13 protein-coding genes are annotated in these 15,573 nt (G+C 47.0%); 11 read left to right on the top strand and 2 right to left on the bottom strand.

Annotated elements, in window-relative coordinates; all coding sequences use genetic code 11:
• Positions 1-63: 63 nt before the first annotated feature.
• From yqiS to JOJ89_RS14005, 7 genes are all read left to right on the top strand, one after another.
• Positions 64-954 (top strand): phosphate butyryltransferase, encoded by an 891-nt coding sequence (gene yqiS / locus JOJ89_RS14035; protein WP_203288013.1) that lies wholly within the window; start codon positions 64-66, stop codon positions 952-954.
• Between the two features lie 42 nt (positions 955-996).
• Complete coding sequence (gene bcd / locus JOJ89_RS14030; RefSeq protein ID WP_029279816.1) at positions 997-2,091, top strand: branched-chain amino acid dehydrogenase; 1,095 nt, start codon at positions 997-999, stop codon at positions 2,089-2,091.
• A gap of 64 nt (positions 2,092-2,155) precedes the next feature.
• Positions 2,156-3,268 (top strand): butyrate kinase, encoded by a 1,113-nt coding sequence (gene buk, locus JOJ89_RS14025; protein WP_029279818.1) that lies wholly within the window; start codon positions 2,156-2,158, stop codon positions 3,266-3,268.
• A gap of 47 nt (positions 3,269-3,315) precedes the next feature.
• Positions 3,316-4,737: a dihydrolipoyl dehydrogenase gene (gene lpdA / locus JOJ89_RS14020; protein ID WP_203288011.1), complete on the top strand. Its 1,422-nt coding sequence runs from the start codon at positions 3,316-3,318 to the stop codon at positions 4,735-4,737.
• A gap of 44 nt (positions 4,738-4,781) precedes the next feature.
• Positions 4,782-5,774 carry a thiamine pyrophosphate-dependent dehydrogenase E1 component subunit alpha gene (locus JOJ89_RS14015; RefSeq protein WP_203288009.1) on the top strand — a complete coding sequence of 331 codons (993 nt, stop codon included), beginning with the start codon at positions 4,782-4,784 and terminating at the stop codon, positions 5,772-5,774.
• A 12-nt stretch (positions 5,775-5,786) separates the two neighbouring features.
• Positions 5,787-6,770: an alpha-ketoacid dehydrogenase subunit beta gene (locus JOJ89_RS14010; RefSeq protein ID WP_203288007.1), complete on the top strand. Its 984-nt coding sequence runs from the start codon at positions 5,787-5,789 to the stop codon at positions 6,768-6,770.
• Between the two features lie 29 nt (positions 6,771-6,799).
• On the top strand, positions 6,800-8,107 hold the full coding sequence (locus JOJ89_RS14005; protein WP_203288005.1) for a dihydrolipoamide acetyltransferase family protein: 1,308 nt from the start codon (positions 6,800-6,802) through the stop codon (positions 8,105-8,107).
• Between the two features lie 546 nt (positions 8,108-8,653).
• On the opposite strand, the gene JOJ89_RS14000 is transcribed toward JOJ89_RS14005, so the two are convergent.
• Positions 8,654-9,556 carry a YegS/Rv2252/BmrU family lipid kinase gene (locus tag JOJ89_RS14000; protein ID WP_203288003.1) on the bottom strand — a complete coding sequence of 301 codons (903 nt, stop codon included), beginning with the start codon at positions 9,554-9,556 and terminating at the stop codon, positions 8,654-8,656.
• Positions 9,557-9,584: 28 nt separating this feature from the next.
• On the bottom strand, positions 9,585-9,761 hold the full coding sequence (locus JOJ89_RS13995) for a hypothetical protein (RefSeq protein ID WP_203287993.1): 177 nt from the start codon (positions 9,759-9,761) through the stop codon (positions 9,585-9,587).
• Positions 9,762-9,961: 200 nt separating this feature from the next.
• Between JOJ89_RS13995 and JOJ89_RS13990 the strand changes: the two genes are divergently transcribed.
• From JOJ89_RS13990 to JOJ89_RS13975, 4 genes are all read left to right on the top strand, one after another.
• Complete coding sequence (locus tag JOJ89_RS13990) at positions 9,962-11,821, top strand: methylmalonyl-CoA mutase family protein (RefSeq protein ID WP_203287991.1); 1,860 nt, start codon at positions 9,962-9,964, stop codon at positions 11,819-11,821.
• Positions 11,822-13,975, top strand: coding sequence for a methylmalonyl-CoA mutase (gene scpA / locus JOJ89_RS13985; protein WP_203287989.1), 2,154 nt, complete (start codon positions 11,822-11,824; stop codon positions 13,973-13,975). It begins immediately after the preceding gene.
• The gene (gene meaB, locus JOJ89_RS13980; protein ID WP_203287979.1) at positions 13,972-14,994 is read left to right on the top strand and encodes a methylmalonyl Co-A mutase-associated GTPase MeaB; all 1,023 of its coding nucleotides are present in this window, start codon (positions 13,972-13,974) and stop codon (positions 14,992-14,994) included. The genes scpA and meaB overlap by 4 nt, the downstream gene beginning before the upstream one ends.
• Positions 14,995-15,080: 86 nt before the next feature.
• Positions 15,081-15,518 carry a BrxA/BrxB family bacilliredoxin gene (locus JOJ89_RS13975; RefSeq protein ID WP_029279834.1) on the top strand — a complete coding sequence of 146 codons (438 nt, stop codon included), beginning with the start codon at positions 15,081-15,083 and terminating at the stop codon, positions 15,516-15,518.
• Positions 15,519-15,573 lie beyond the last annotated feature (55 nt).

The raw sequence follows: 15,573 nt of genomic DNA, 5'->3' as shown, positions 1-15,573 counted from the left end.
CACGCTTCTTGCATTATACATAATCGGGTGCTGTGATTACATCAAGAAAGGGTTGAACACTACATGACATTAGACGACCTGCTGGAAAAAGCGGCACAGCTGGAAAATAAGACGGTTGCTGTTGCAGCGGCAGAAGACGAGGAAGTTCTTGAAGCTGTTAAGCTTGCTTTAGAACGGGAACTGGCTGATTTTATGCTGTTTGGCAACAAAGAAGTCATTGAAACGATGCTTCTTGAAAAACAAATTGATCCCAGAAGAGTCACAATCCATCACGCAAGATCAACCGAACAGGCTTCAGAAGCAGCTGTAAAAGCCGTTTTTCAAAATGAAGCGGATGTTCTTATGAAAGGGAATGTTCCGACTGCTGTGATTTTAAAAGCTGTACTGAACAAGGAGTTCGGTCTTCGCACGGGAAACATCCTTTCACACGTGGCCGTTTTTGGTGTGCCAGGCTACGACCGGTACACCATTGTGACAGATGCTGCCATGAACGTTGCGCCGGATCTTCAGCAAAAAAAGCAGATTCTTGAAAACTCCGTTACGGTCGCAAGGAAAATCGGCATTGAGATGCCGAAAGTTGCACCGCTTGCAGCGGTTGAAGTCATTAACCCGGCCATGCAGGCCACACTTGATGCTGCTGCACTAACGCAAATGAATGCCCGCGGGCAAATCAAACATTGTCTTGTAGACGGGCCGCTGGCTCTTGATAACGCCGTTTCCATGGAAGCTGCGGAGCATAAGGGCATAAAGAGCGGAGCTGCGGGACAGGCAGATATTTTATTGGTACCAACCATTGAAGTTGGCAATGTTTTATATAAATCACTTATTTATTTCGCAAGGGCAAAGGTTGGAGCTGTTATTGCAGGAGCTAAAGCGCCAATTGTACTGACAAGCCGTGCAGATTCAGCTGAAAGCAAGCTTTATTCACTGGCACTTGCCATTTGCACAAGCTGAAAACAGAAAAAGCAAAAATGATACCACTAGGAGGATTTACAGATGGAAATTTTCAAATATATGGAACAATACGACTATGAGCAATTGGTTTTCTGCCAGGATAAACAATCAGGACTAAAAGCGATCATTGCTATTCACGATACAACGCTTGGACCGGCTCTTGGCGGAACGCGCATGTGGACATATGCTTCTGAAGCAGATGCCATTGAAGATGCCCTTCGTCTTGCACGTGGCATGACTTACAAAAATGCTGCAGCGGGACTTAACCTCGGAGGCGGCAAAACGGTCATCATCGGAGACCCTAGAAAAGATAAGAATGAAGAAATGTTCCGCGCATTCGGCCGCTATATTCAAGGGCTGAACGGCCGTTATATTACAGCAGAAGATGTAGGGACTACAGTAGAAGATATGGACCTGATTCATGAGGAAACAGATTATGTAACAGGTATTTCTCCTGCATTCGGCTCTTCAGGCAACCCGTCTCCTGTCACTGCATTCGGTGTATACCGCGGAATGAAAGCAGCGGCTAAAGCAGCCTTTGGAACAGATTCACTTGAAGGGAAAACGGTAGCTGTACAAGGTGTAGGAAATGTTGCCTTTAACCTTTGCAGACATCTTCATGAAGAAGGTGCGCAGCTGATCGTAACAGACATTCATAAAGAAGCGGTTCAAAGAGCGGTGGAAGCATTTGGAGCAAAAGCTGTCGATCCTGATGAGATTTATTCAGTTGACTGCGACATTTATGCACCATGTGCACTTGGAGCAACCATTAACGACGATACTATTCCTCAAATTAAAGCAAAAGTCATTGCGGGGGCTGCAAACAATCAGCTGAAAGAAACACGCCACGGCGATACAATTCATGAAATGGGAATCGCTTATGCACCGGACTACGTCATTAATGCCGGCGGAGTTATCAATGTAGCCGACGAACTTCTTGGCTATAACAGCGAAAGAGCCATGAAAAAAGTAGAAGGCATCTACCAGAACATTGAGCGTGTATTTGAAATTGCAAAGCGTGACGGCATTCCTACTTATATGGCTGCTGACCGTCTGGCAGAAGAGCGGATTGAAAGAATGAGAAACTCCCGCAGCCAGTTCCTTCAAAACGGCCATCATATTTTAAGCCGCCGCTAATTTGGAAATACATGGAGCAGGGTCTGTTTGGTCAGATCCTTCTCTTACCTGGAGGTTATGAAAGTTGCAAGAAAAAGAATATCGGATACTCGTCATCAACCCTGGTTCAACTTCTACGAAAATTGGTGTATTTGATAATGAACGTTCTATTTTTGAAAAAACAATTCGACATGATGCGGAAAAGATTCAGTCTTTCACCCAAATCATTGATCAATACGAATTCAGAAAGCAAACGATTCTTGAGACGCTTGATGAAGAAGGCATCAACATTTCAAAATTAAGCGCTGTCTGCGGAAGAGGCGGATTGCTTCGTCCGATTGAAGGCGGAACATATCATGTCAATGAGCAGATGCTTCATGATCTCCGGATAGGCTATGCAGGCCAGCATGCCTCTAACCTTGGAGGAATCATTGCATACGAGATAGCTGGAGGCCTTAATATCCCTGCATTCATCGTAGATCCTGTCGTTGTCGATGAAATGGAACCGATTGCAAAAGTATCAGGCGTTGCTTCAATTGAAAGGAAAAGTATTTTTCACGCACTGAACCAAAAATCAGTCGCAAGAAAAGTGGCCAGGCAGTACGGCAAATCGTATGGGGAAATGAACCTGATTGTCGCTCACATGGGCGGTGGGATTACAGTAGGTGTCCATAAGCAGGGAAAAGTGATCGATGTGAACAACGGTCTCCATGGTGATGGACCGTTCAGCCCTGAAAGAGCTGGGACGGTTCCTGCAGGAGATCTTGTCAGCCTGTGTTTCTCAGGGGATTACTACCGCGAGGAAATTATGAAAATGCTTGTCGGCCGCGGAGGCCTTGTGGGCTACCTTGGAACAAATGACGGACAAAAGGTTGAACGCATGATTGCAGCAGGTGACGAGCGGGCAAAGCTGGTTTTTGATGCGATGGCTTATCAAATCGGAAAAGAAATCGGTGCTGCAAGTGCAGTCCTTAAAGGCAAAGTAGATGCGATAATCCTTACCGGAGGCCTCGCATACGGGAAGAAGTTTGTAAAAGAAATCTCGTCTTATATTGACTGGATAGCAGACATTACGGTATTCCCGGGTGAGAATGAGCTGCAGGCTCTAACAGAAGGTGCACTTCGTGTCCTTCGGGGAGAAGAAGAGCCGAAAGAATATCCCAACCTCGTCATCGCAAAACCGCTCAGCAGAAACTGAGCGCCAAAATAGATCTTCTTACCGGTTAAAGAAAGGAGCATGATCCCATGGCAACTGAATATGATCTCGTGATTGTCGGCGGAGGCACAGGCGGCTATGTAGCAGCCATTCGTGCAAGCCAGCTCGGTTTAAAAACAGCTATTGTTGAAAAAGGGAAGCTTGGCGGCACATGTCTGCATGCAGGCTGCATACCAAGCAAAGCTTTGCTTAGAAGTGCGGAGGTTTTTGCAACAGCAAAACGAAGCGAAGAATTCGGTGTCATCACTTCCGGAGTCGAGCTTGATTTTGCCAAAGTGCAGGAACGGAAGCAGTCCATTATCGATACGCTCCATAAAGGAGTGCAGCATTTAATGAAACAGGGAAAAATTGATGTATTTGAAGGAACAGGCAGAATCCTTGGACCGTCGATTTTTTCTCCAATGCCTGGAACCATCTCCGTTGAAATGAACAACGGGGAGGAAAATGAAATGCTCATACCGAAGAATGTGATTGTCTCAACAGGATCAAGACCGCGCAGCCTTCCTGGACTTGAAATTGATGGAGAAGCAGTCCTCACTTCAGATGAAGCATTAAACCTTCAGTCCCTGCCGAAGTCCATCATCATTGTCGGCGGAGGCGTGATCGGAATTGAATGGGCATCCATGCTTTCAGATTTCGGTCTTGACGTGACAGTTCTTGAATATGCAGACAGAATTCTCCCTACAGAAGATGCAGATATTTCAAAAGAAATGCAGCGCCTGCTGAAGAAAAAGGGCGTCGCGGTTGTGACAGGTGCAAAGGTGCTTTCTGAAACACTTGAAAAAGGAGAAGGAGTCTCCATATCTGCTGAGCATAAAGGCGAAGTGAAAACCTTCTCAGCAGAAAAAATTCTTGTTTCCGTCGGCCGTCAGGCGAATGTTGAAGGCATCGGCCTTGAGAACACCGACATCCAGATTGAAAACGGATTTATCAAAACAAACGCATTTATGCAGACAAAAGAGTCACATATCTATGCAATCGGTGATGTGATCGGCGGCATGCAGCTTGCTCATGTAGCTTCACACGAAGGTATTACCTCCGTTGAACACATTGCCGGGAAAAATCCTTCTGCCATTACGTACAGAAACGTATCAAGATGTGTCTACAGCACACCTGAAATCGCAAGTGTAGGCTACACGGAAGCAGAAGCAAAAGATGCCGGTTTTGACGTGAAGACAGGGAAGTTTTCTTTTCGTGCAATCGGCAAAGCGCTTGTTTTCGGAGAGTCGGACGGGTTTGTCAAACTGGTGGCAGATGCGAAAACAAATGACCTTCTTGGCGTTCATATGATTGGTCCGCACGTGACAGATATGATTTCAGAGGCCGGTCTTGCCATGGTGCTGGATGCAACCCCTTGGGAAATCGGGCACACGATCCATCCGCATCCTACGCTTTCTGAAGCAATCGGCGAAGCTGCACTTGCAGTGGACGGCAGCGCAATACATTCTTAAGGGGAACGACTTCCCTTACATACTGATTTTTAGGAGGCAGCAAAATGGCTGAAAATCGTCATCAAACTCTTGGTCTGACAGATCAGGATGTTCTTGAAATGTATGAAACTATGGTTATGGCCCGTAAAATTGATGAGCGCATGTGGCTGTTGAACCGTTCAGGGAAAATTCCGTTTGTCATCTCTTGTCAGGGACAGGAAGCGGCACAGGTAGGAGCTGCTTTTGCCCTTGACCGGAAAAAAGATTACGCGCTTCCTTACTACAGAGATATGGGCGTTGTTCTTGCTTTTGGCATGACAGCCAAGCAGTTAATGCTCTCGGGATTTGCAAAAGCGGAAGATCCGAACTCAGGCGGACGCCAGATGCCCGGTCACTTTGGGCAAAAAGTAAACCGCATCGTAACAGGTTCTTCTCCTGTAACCACGCAGGTGCCGCATGCTGTCGGCATAGCTCTTGCAGGAAGAATGGAGAAAAAGGACATCGTGACGTTCGTAACATTCGGAGAAGGTTCATCCAATCAGGGTGACTTCCATGAAGGCGCAAACTTTGCAAGTGTTCATAAACTTCCGGTTATTTTCATGTGCGAAAACAACAAGTACGCCATCAGTGTGCCGTATGAGAAGCAAGTTGCATGCGAAAAAATCTCCGACCGTGCTGTTGGATACGGCATTCCTGGCGTGACAGTGGACGGAAACGATCCGCTTGAAGTTTATGCAGCAGTGAAAGAAGCTGCAGACAGAGGACGCCGCGGTGAGGGGCCGACTCTAGTTGAAGCAGTTTCATACCGTCTGACGCCTCATTCAAGTGATGATGATGACCGTTCATACCGCGGACAGGACGAGGTATCTGAAGCGAAGAAAAAGGATCCGATTTTAACATTTGCCTCTTATCTGAAGGAGACAGGCATCCTGACAGAAGAGAAGGAAAAAGAGATTCTTGATCAGATTATGAAGGTTGTCAATGAAGCGACGGATTACGCTGAAAATGCGCCGTATGCAGAAGCGGAATCAGCACTCAAATACGTATACGCAGAGTAAGGGGGAAGTACAATGCCAGTCATTTCTTATATAGATGCAGTAACAATGGCCATTCGCGAAGAAATGGAACGCGACCCGAAGGTGTTTGTCCTTGGCGAAGATGTCGGCAGAAAAGGCGGAGTCTTTAAAGCTACAGCAGGACTCTACGATAAATTTGGAGAAGAACGCGTCATTGATACGCCGCTTGCAGAATCTGCGATTGCCGGAGTAGGAATCGGAGCGGCCATGTATGGCATGAGACCGATTGCCGAAATGCAATTTGCTGATTTTATCATGCCGGCTGTCAACCAGATCGTATCAGAAGCGGCGAAAATCAGATACCGTTCCAATAATGACTGGAACTGTCCGATTACCATTCGTGCCCCTTACGGCGGCGGAGTGCACGGCGCTCTGTATCATTCCCAGTCAGTTGAAGCTCTTTTTGCCAATACACCGGGTCTGAAAATTGTGATGCCGTCAACTCCTTATGATGTAAAAGGATTGCTGAAGGCTGCCATCAGAGACGAAGATCCTGTTCTTTTCTTTGAACATAAGCGGGCGTACCGTCTGATTAAAGGGGAAGTCCCTGATGATGATTATGTTCTGCCGATCGGGAAAGCGGATGTAAAACGGGAAGGCGAAGATATCACAATCATCACGTATGGCCTTTGCGTTCATTTTGCCCTTCAGGCTGCGGAAAAACTTGCCCAGGACGGCATTTCAGCTCATATTCTTGATTTGCGCACAGTCTATCCGCTCGATAAAGAAGCGATTATTGAAGCGGCATCAAAAACAGGCAAAGTCCTGCTTGTCACAGAAGACAACAAAGAAGGAAGCATCATGAGTGAAGTTTCAGCGATCATCGCTGAAAACTGCCTGTTCGACATGGATGCTCCAATCATGCGTCTTGCAGGTCCTGATGTTCCTGCGATGCCTTATGCCCCGACAATGGAAAAACATTTTATGATCAACCCTGATAAAGTCGAAGCAGCGATGCGGAAGCTTGCGGAGTTTTAAGAAACGTTCTAGTTGAGGAGGGAACTTTCATGGCAGTTGAACAGATGACCATGCCCCAGCTTGGGGAGAGTGTAACAGAAGGCACCATCAGCAAATGGCTCGTATCCGTCGGAGATACCGTTAATAAGTACGACCCGATTGCAGAGGTTATGACAGACAAAGTAAATGCAGAGGTCCCGTCCTCTTTTTCAGGCGTCATCAAGGAACTGACAGCTGAAGAGGGAGACACGCTTGCTGTAGGAGAAATTATCTGCAAAGTAGAAGTCGGAGGCAGTGCAGAAACAGAAGCACCTGCTCAAGCTGAAACGCCTGCAGCTGAAAAAACAGCTCAGGAGCCTGTACAAGAACAGGATCAGTCTAATAAAAAGAGATACTCACCAGCTGTCCTTCGCCTTGCCCAGGAGAATGACATTGATCTTACCCAAGTGAACGGTACAGGGGCAGGCGGGAGAATCACAAGAAAAGATCTTCAGCAGCTGATCGAAAACGGAAATATCCCTAAAGCTGCAGAAGCAGGCAAGCAGGCTCCAGCTGCCGCGGAGAAACAAGCACCTTCAGCACTGAAGGAAACCCTTGCAGCTCCGGCTTCGGCCAAACCGGCAACGACGCAGGAAGCAGCTGTCACCGCGCAGCCGGGAGACGTGGAAATACCGGTTACCGGCATCCGCAAAGCCATTGCAGCCAACATGCTTCGCAGCAAACATGAAGCTCCGCACGCCTGGACGATGATGGAAGTGGATGCAACGAATCTCGTGGAATACCGCAACAGTCTCAAGAACGAGTTCAAACAAAAAGAAGGCTTTAACCTGACGTTCTTTGCCTTCTTCGTCAAAGCAGTTGCCCAGGCACTGAAAGAATTCCCGCAAATCAACTCCATGTGGGCAGGCGACAGCATCATCCAGAAAAAAGACATCAACATCTCGATTGCAGTCGCAACAGATGATGCCCTTTTCGTCCCTGTCATCAAACATGCGGACGAAAAAACCATCAAAGGCATTGCCCGCGAAATCTCAGAACTTGCAGGAAAAGTCCGTGCCGGCAAACTGTCTGCAGACAATATGAAAGGCGGCACCTTCACGGTCAACAACACAGGATCATTCGGCTCTGTCCAGTCCATGGGTATTATCAATTACCCGCAGGCTGCCATCCTTCAGGTCGAATCCATCGTGAAGCGCCCGGTTGTCATGAACAACGGCATGATCGCTGTACGAGACATGGTCAACCTCTGCATGTCCCTCGATCACCGTGTACTCGACGGCTTGATCTGCGGAAGATTCTTGGCACGGGTGAAAGAAATCATCGAACAAACATCAAAAGAAACAACATCGATCTATTAAAAACATTAAGCAGGCAGGAAAACTTCGGTTTTCTATGCCTGTTTTTTTTGTTTTGAGAAGGGGGAGGCTAGCAGGGTTCTTTTGCAGCACTTTGCAGTGGCTAGAAAGCCTGGAAAGTGTTCTAACCTGGCTTTAACAACATTTTGCAGATGTTAGAAAGTCCTGAAAGTGTTCTAAATGTGTTTTAACAACATTTTGCAGTGACCAGAGAGCCCGGAAAGTGTTCTAACCTGGCTTTAGCAACATTTTGTAGAGGCCAGAAAGCCCAGAAAGTGTTCTAATCTGGCTTTAACAACATTTTGCAGTGACCAGAGAGCCCGGAAAGTGTTCTAACCTGGCTTTAGCAACATTTTGTAGAGGCCAGAAAGCCCAGAAAGTGTTCTAACCTGGCTTTAGCAACATTTTGCAGAGGCCAGAAAGCCCAGAAAGTGTTCTAATCTGGCTTTAACAACACTTTGCAGATGCCAAAAAGCCAGCAAAGTGTTCGGACCCTCCAACCCCCCCACAAAAAAAAGTGCCCCAACAGCAATAGCTGCAGAACACTTTTTAAATAACCACTTTTGGAACCAGCATCTGAAAATGCTGGTGCAGAATACGGATGGATTCGGGAGTGGAGGAGTAGACTTCTCCGTCGGTGTCGCAGTTCATTTCGTCTTCCGTTTCAATTTTCATGATGCTTGTCCGGTAATGCTGGAGCTGTGAATCGAGATGGTCCCAGTCGATGGTGTCTTTCATGGTGAAGATTTCTTTTAATACCGTGAAGCTTGCTTCTTTTATAATAAAGATATCCGCAAGACCGTCATCTATTTGTATGTCAGGGTAGGGAAGCTCGTTTGTTCCGATCATCCGTCCGTTTGCAAGCAGGACCATGATGGCTTCATCTTCTATGACTCTGTCATCCAGCTCCAGTTTAAAGGTAAATGGCTTCATGCTTTTGATTGTTCGGAGTGCGCTGAGAAAGTAGCTGACTCTGCCAAGCAGTGCTTTTTCGGTGTCGTTGATATTTTCAGATGTTTCGGCGATCAGGCCGATGCCCCAGAAATTGAGGAAATAACCGCTAGTTGATTCAGCTGCATCTACTCCGCGGACTTCACCCTCAAATATGCATTCTGCAGCTTTTCTCAGGTTTTGCGGGATGCCCAGTGTTCTGGAGAAGTCATTGCAGGTGCCTCCCGGAAGTATGGCAATGACCGGTCTGTTTTCAAGTCCGCCAAGACCGTTAATGCACTCATGAACCGTTCCGTCACCCCCAAGAATGATGACGATATCACTTCCTTCACCATGCTCCCGGCAGAACTCCAGGGCGTCCAGAGGTTTTTTTGTCTGGAGCAAAAGAAGCTGCTCCACATGCTGCGAGATAATGGGAACGCAAACGCCAAGCGTTTTTTCCGCATCTTTTTGACCGGCATTGCCATTGTAGATAAGAATGCCCTTTTTATATTCAGCCATAAAAAAACCCCTTACGAGCAAAAGTCGTTTAAAAGTTGAAAAGGTCTCCGAATGCCTTTAAAACAGCACGGAGCAAATAATAGATGATGCGGAAAGGAAGAAGAATCAGGAATTCGGCCAGTTCAAGGAGATCGAACAGGAAATCAAGCCATTTGCTGCTTCTCTTTTTCCGCTTCTTTTTTAATCCGAAAGGTCTCTTCTTCATTAAATTATCCTCTCTTCCATTAAATGAAACATCTTTCTTCCTATACGTTTCAAAACTTGCTCTGGTTTCAATTATGAATTACATTTGCTGACTTCTGCAAGGTGTACTAAAATAAAAGAAACTAAGTTTTTATTATTTTCAAAAATGTAAACGCATTCTTTTGCGTCAAGGGGGTGTGCTTCCTTCAGGGAAGCGGGAGAATGAAGCAAAGAATCAGCAGGGAAAGATATGATTTTGAAAAAGCAACCGAACAAATGTGGGTGGAAGAAGCAGAAAGAGCGCTGAAAGGAAAAAGCATTGAGACGCTCTCTAGAAAAACATATGAGGGCATTACACTGCGTCCTGTTTATACAGAGCAAAACAGCCGGGCTGCTCATCAGATTCCAGGGCATCAGGAGAAGCAAAACGGCTGGGAAGTGAGCCAAAAACTTCAGAATTCAAAAACGCCTGAAGAACTGAAAGCGGAATTTCATGAGGCGCTGAAAAACGGACAGGATACGATTCATCTTGAGGATGTCTCTTTTCTCAATACATATGAAGATATTCAAATTGCGTTTGAAAATACGGATTTAAGTGCAACCCCGTTTCACATTTCGATAAAAGAAAACATCGGATTTTTTCCGATTTTCACAGCCTTCCTGAAAAATCGGAATGGAAGCGGCCGGTTTGCTTTTGATCCGTTTGGGGAGTGGATTGAGAGCGGGGGAAGCCGTTTGCCGCTTTCAGATAAACTGGATGCTGCAGCGGATATGATGAAGGCGCTGGAAGAAGCAAACCTGCCGGACGTCAAAACCATCCTTTTGGAGGGGCACATTTACCGGAATGCCGGAGCTTCTGCAAAAGAGGAGCTTGCCTATACATTCGCCAATGCCATTGAACTGTTCAATGCCTTAAAAGACCGGGGTGTGCCTGTTGATGTGATTGCCGGCAGAACGGCATTTTCCTTTTCGGCAGCGGCGCCGTTCTTTATGGAAATTGCCAAGTTCAGAGCAGCTAAGAAACTGTGGGCTGCTGTTTTAAGCGGATTTGGTGCAGATCCTCTGAAGTTCCCGATTGATCTGCATGCGGCCACATCATTGATCACGAAAACGAAACACGATATTCACGTCAATATGCTGAGGGCAGCGACAGAAGCGTTTTCTGCTGCGGCCGGGGGAGTCAGCAGCCTGTCTATTACTCCATTTGATGAAGTGCTTGGCAAGCCGGGCAAAACCGGAGAACGGGTGGCGAGAAATACGCACTACGTACTGAAAGAAGAAAGCCATCTTTCAAAGGTGCAAGACCCTGCAGCGGGATCATGGTACATTGAAGAGCTGACAAGTGAACTTGCCGAGCAATCGTGGAAGGAAATCCAGGCAATTGAAACGCTTGGAGGCTTTGCAGAGGCCGCGAAGAACGAGTATATCCAGAACCATTTGAGCAGTCTGCTTGAGAAGCGCCTGGAGGATATCAGCAAACGGAGCGTGCAGCTGATTGGAACGAACGTTTATGCCAATCTTCAGGAATCAGCTTACGAGGCGAAGGCAGAAGAAAAAGTGAAGCCAGACAAAAGTACGGCTCACTCTGCACCAGACATTGCGAAATGGATCCAGAACGCTTATACCGTCAAAGCAACTGAACTCAACAGCCTGATGTACCGGGATGACCTTCAGGACGGGGTGAAACCGCTGCTGCAAAAGAGGCTTTCCGAGCCGTTTGAAGAGCTCAGGGCCGCTTCGTCAAGATTTAAAGAAGAAACAGGAAGCTTTCCTTTCATCCAAGTGGTCGTGTTTGGTGAACCGATTGATTATAAAGCAAGACTTGATTTTACGGCAGGACTGCTTGCGGCAGGAGGCGTGGAAGCAAAAATTACGGCGATGGACGAGGCAGAGGCAGACAAGCCTGTCATCTTATGCGGAACAGACGAAGAATATGGATTGCTGGACCTTAAAAACCTGTCTGAAAAACATCCGCTCTTCCTTGCAGGACGTTTTAAGACCGAATATGCTGCTTCCCTTTACCAGGGGATGAATGTGCACGAATTTTTAAAGAATCTTCATAGTCACTTGGGGGTGAAGTAAATGAGCCGGATCAGTTTTGCGAATGTTGAATGGACGGAAAAAAAGAGTCCAGAAAGACAGACAGGCTCCACAGAAGCTTTTCTGTCAAACGAAGGGATTCCGCTTAAACCGGCCTATACAGAGGAAGACAGAAAAGAGATGCCGTTTTTGGACAGCTATCCGGGCATTGCTCCGTTTTTAAGAGGCCCGTATTCCACGATGTATGTGAACCGGCCGTGGACAATCAGGCAGTATGCCGGCTTTTCAACCGCTGAAGACAGCAACGCGTTTTACCGGCGGAATCTTGCAATGGGGCAAAAAGGTCTTTCAGTCGCCTTTGATCTGGCCACGCACAGAGGCTATGACTCCGACCATCCAAGAGTGGAAGGAGATGTCGGAAAAGCGGGAGTTGCCATTGACTCGATTCTGGATATGAAAATTCTCTTTCAGGACATTCCGCTTGATCAGATGTCTGTGTCAATGACAATGAACGGCGCTGTTCTACCGATTATGGCTTTTTATATCGTGACAGCGGAAGAACAGGGTGTCTCTAAAGAGAAGCTTGCCGGTACGATTCAGAATGATATTTTAAAAGAGTACATGGTGAGAAATACGTATATTTACCCTCCTGATACATCTATGAGAATCATAGGGGATATTTTTGAGTACACCGCCAAGCATATGCCGAAGTTCAACAGCATCAGCATTTCAGGCTATCATATGCAGGAAGCGGGGGCTACTGCGGATATTGAACTCGCTTATACGCTTGCTGACGGCCTGGAATATATCCGGACGGGTTTAAAAGCGGGTCTTACAATCGATCAGTTTGCGCCGAGGCTGTCATTTTTCTGGGCAATCGGCATGAATTATTTTATGGAAGTGGCCAAAATGAGAGCGGCGAGATTAATGTGGGCGCAGATTGTAAAACAGTTTGAGCCGAAAAATCCGAAATCGCTCGCACTACGGACACACTCACAGACATCCGGCTGGAGCCTGACTGCACAGGATCCATTTAATAATGTCATCCGGACATGCCTTGAAGCACATGCCGCTGCTATGGGCCATACCCAGTCTCTGCATACAAATGCACTTGACGAAGCGATTGCCCTGCCTACTGATTTTTCTGCGCGGATTGCAAGGAATACCCAGCTTTATCTTCAGGCAGAAACAGGCATCTGCGATGTGATTGACCCGTGGGGAGGATCCCATTATGTGGAGTCACTGACCAAGCAGCTGATGGATAAGGCATGGGAACACATTGAAGAGGTTGAAAATCTCGGGGGAATGGCAAAAGCGATCGAGACCGGTCTTCCTAAAATGAAAATAGAAGAAGCTGCCGCAAAACGCCAGGCGAAAATTGACTCCGGATCAGAAACGATTATCGGCGTGAATAAGTATCAAGTCGAGGAAGAGGATCCAATTGAAATTCTTTCTATTGATAATACCGAGGTGAGACGCAAGCAGATTGAGAGACTTCAAGTGCTGAGGGCATCACGTGATCAGAAGCAGGTGGATCAAGCGCTTCAGGCTCTCACAGAAGCCGTGAAGACGGGAGAGGGGAACCTGCTTGAGCTTTCTGTGGAAGCGGCGCGGGCCAGAGCCACTCTCGGGGAAATTTCAGACGCAATAGAAAAAGCGTCTAAACGCCATCAGGCAGTAATCCGCTCTATAAGCGGTGTTTACAGTTCAGAGTTTTCAAATGAAGAAGAAATCGAAAGCGTCAGAAGGATGACAGATGAATTTTCACAGCTGGAAGGAAGAAGGCCCCGTATTCTGATTGCAAAAATGGGTCAGGACGGACATGACCGCGGAGCGAAGGTAGTTGCCACCGCTTATGCAGATTTAGGCTTTGACGTTGACATCGGCCCTTTATTTCAGACTCCTGCAGAAACGGCGGCGCAGGCCGTTGAAAATGATGTGCACATCGTCGGAATGAGCTCGCTTGCAGCCGGGCACAAAACTCTTCTGCCGCAGCTTGTTCAGGAGCTGAAGGCTTTGGGAAGAGAAGATATCATGGTCATCGTCGGCGGCGTGATCCCGTATCAGGATTACGAATTTCTTCTCAGCAACGGAGCTTCTGCTATTTTCGGTCCCGGAACGGTGATTCCGAATGCTGCAAAAATCATGCTCGAAAAAGTATATGAACGTCTTGGCTATGAGGCAGCAGAAGAATGACCGATGCTCCTAAACGAAGAAAAAAGGCAGGAGAAGCGGGAAAGAGTGCAAACGAGTATGCAGACGGTGTGATTAGCGGTTACAAAACAGCGGTTGCACAAGCCATTACGCTTGTCGAAAGCAATGCTGAAAAGCATTTCGAAACGGCTCAGGAGATGATTGAAGCGCTGCAGCAGCGGACAACAAGCAAGTCCGTCCGGATCGGGATTACAGGCGTACCCGGTGCCGGGAAGAGCACGTTCATAGATGCGTTCGGAACGTATTTGTGCGCAAAGGGCCACAAGGTAGCTGTACTTGCTGTCGACCCCAGCAGCAAGGTGTCCAAAGGCAGCATTCTCGGGGATAAAACAAGAATGGAGCGCCTGTCCAGAAATCCGGATGCCTTTATCCGCCCATCTCCGTCTGGCGGAACTTTGGGCGGAGTGACCAGAAAAACGAGAGAATCCATCATTGTCTGCGAAGCGGCGGGCTATGACGTCATCCTGGTCGAAACTGTGGGAGTAGGCCAGGGGGAATTTGCAATCAGAGGCATGGTCGATTTTTTCCTTCTCCTCGTTCTTACCGGTGCAGGTGACGAGCTTCAGACGATGAAAAAGGGAATCATGGAGCTGCCGGACCTTGTTGTCGTCAACAAAGCCGATGGAGATAACGTAAAGAATGCAGAGAGAGCAAGGCATGAGTATAATCAAATTCTTCACTTTCTGACATCCTACACAAGAGGATGGGAAACAAAGGCTGTCACGGTTTCTGCCATTCAGGAAAAAGGAATCGAAGAAATCTGGGACACTGTTACGGCTTTTCTGGACATAACCATGAAAAGCGGCGTGTTTGAAAAAAGAAGACAGCTTCAGCAAAAAGAGTGGTTATATGAAATGATTCATGAACAGCTGAAGCATCACTTTTTTCAGCATCCATCGATTAAAGGAACGATGCCTGTCCTTGAGCAAGAGGTCATCAGCGGAAAACGCCCGGTTTCTGGAAGTGTCAAAGAGCTGATTGCAGCCTTTTTAGAAGGGTGAGTCCAAGAGAGTCATGCAAGACAGTAGTTTTTTTCAAAATCTGCTGGTAGAATAGATGTATAGTGTGTATAAAGGAGATGCAACCAATGAATATTGATTTTAATATGTTTATGAACGATGTCGTTGCTCAGGCAAGAAAAGAGATTACAGCAGCAGGCTATACAGAGCTGAAAACACCTGAAGATGTTGAAGAAACGTTTAAAAAAGAAGGAACAACGCTTGTCATGATCAACTCCGTCTGCGGATGTGCAGGTGGAATTGCCAGACCGGCAGCTGCGCATTCCGTGCATTATGATAAACGCCCGGACCGACTTGTAACGGTTTTTGCCGGACAGGACAAAGAAGCGACTGCATACGCCCGAGACTTTTTTACGGGTTATCCGCCATCATCTCCGTCTTTTGCCCTGCTAAAAGATGGAAAACTCATGACTATGGTCGAGCGCCACGAAATTGAAGGACATGACCCGATGAGTGTTGTAGCAAAGCTTCAGGAAGCATTTGACCAATATTGCGAAGAAATCTAAACTGCCGCTTATGCGGCAGTTTTTTTTGCGTAATTATATTTTTCCATAGTTTAAC

The organism is Metabacillus sp. cB07 (assembly GCF_016839225.1).
GTDB classification, from domain to species: Bacteria; Bacillota; Bacilli; order Bacillales; family Bacillaceae; genus Bacillus_P; species Bacillus_P indicus.
The sequence above is the reverse complement of the archived record's forward strand: the minus strand, read 5'-3'. Positions and strand labels throughout refer to the sequence as shown.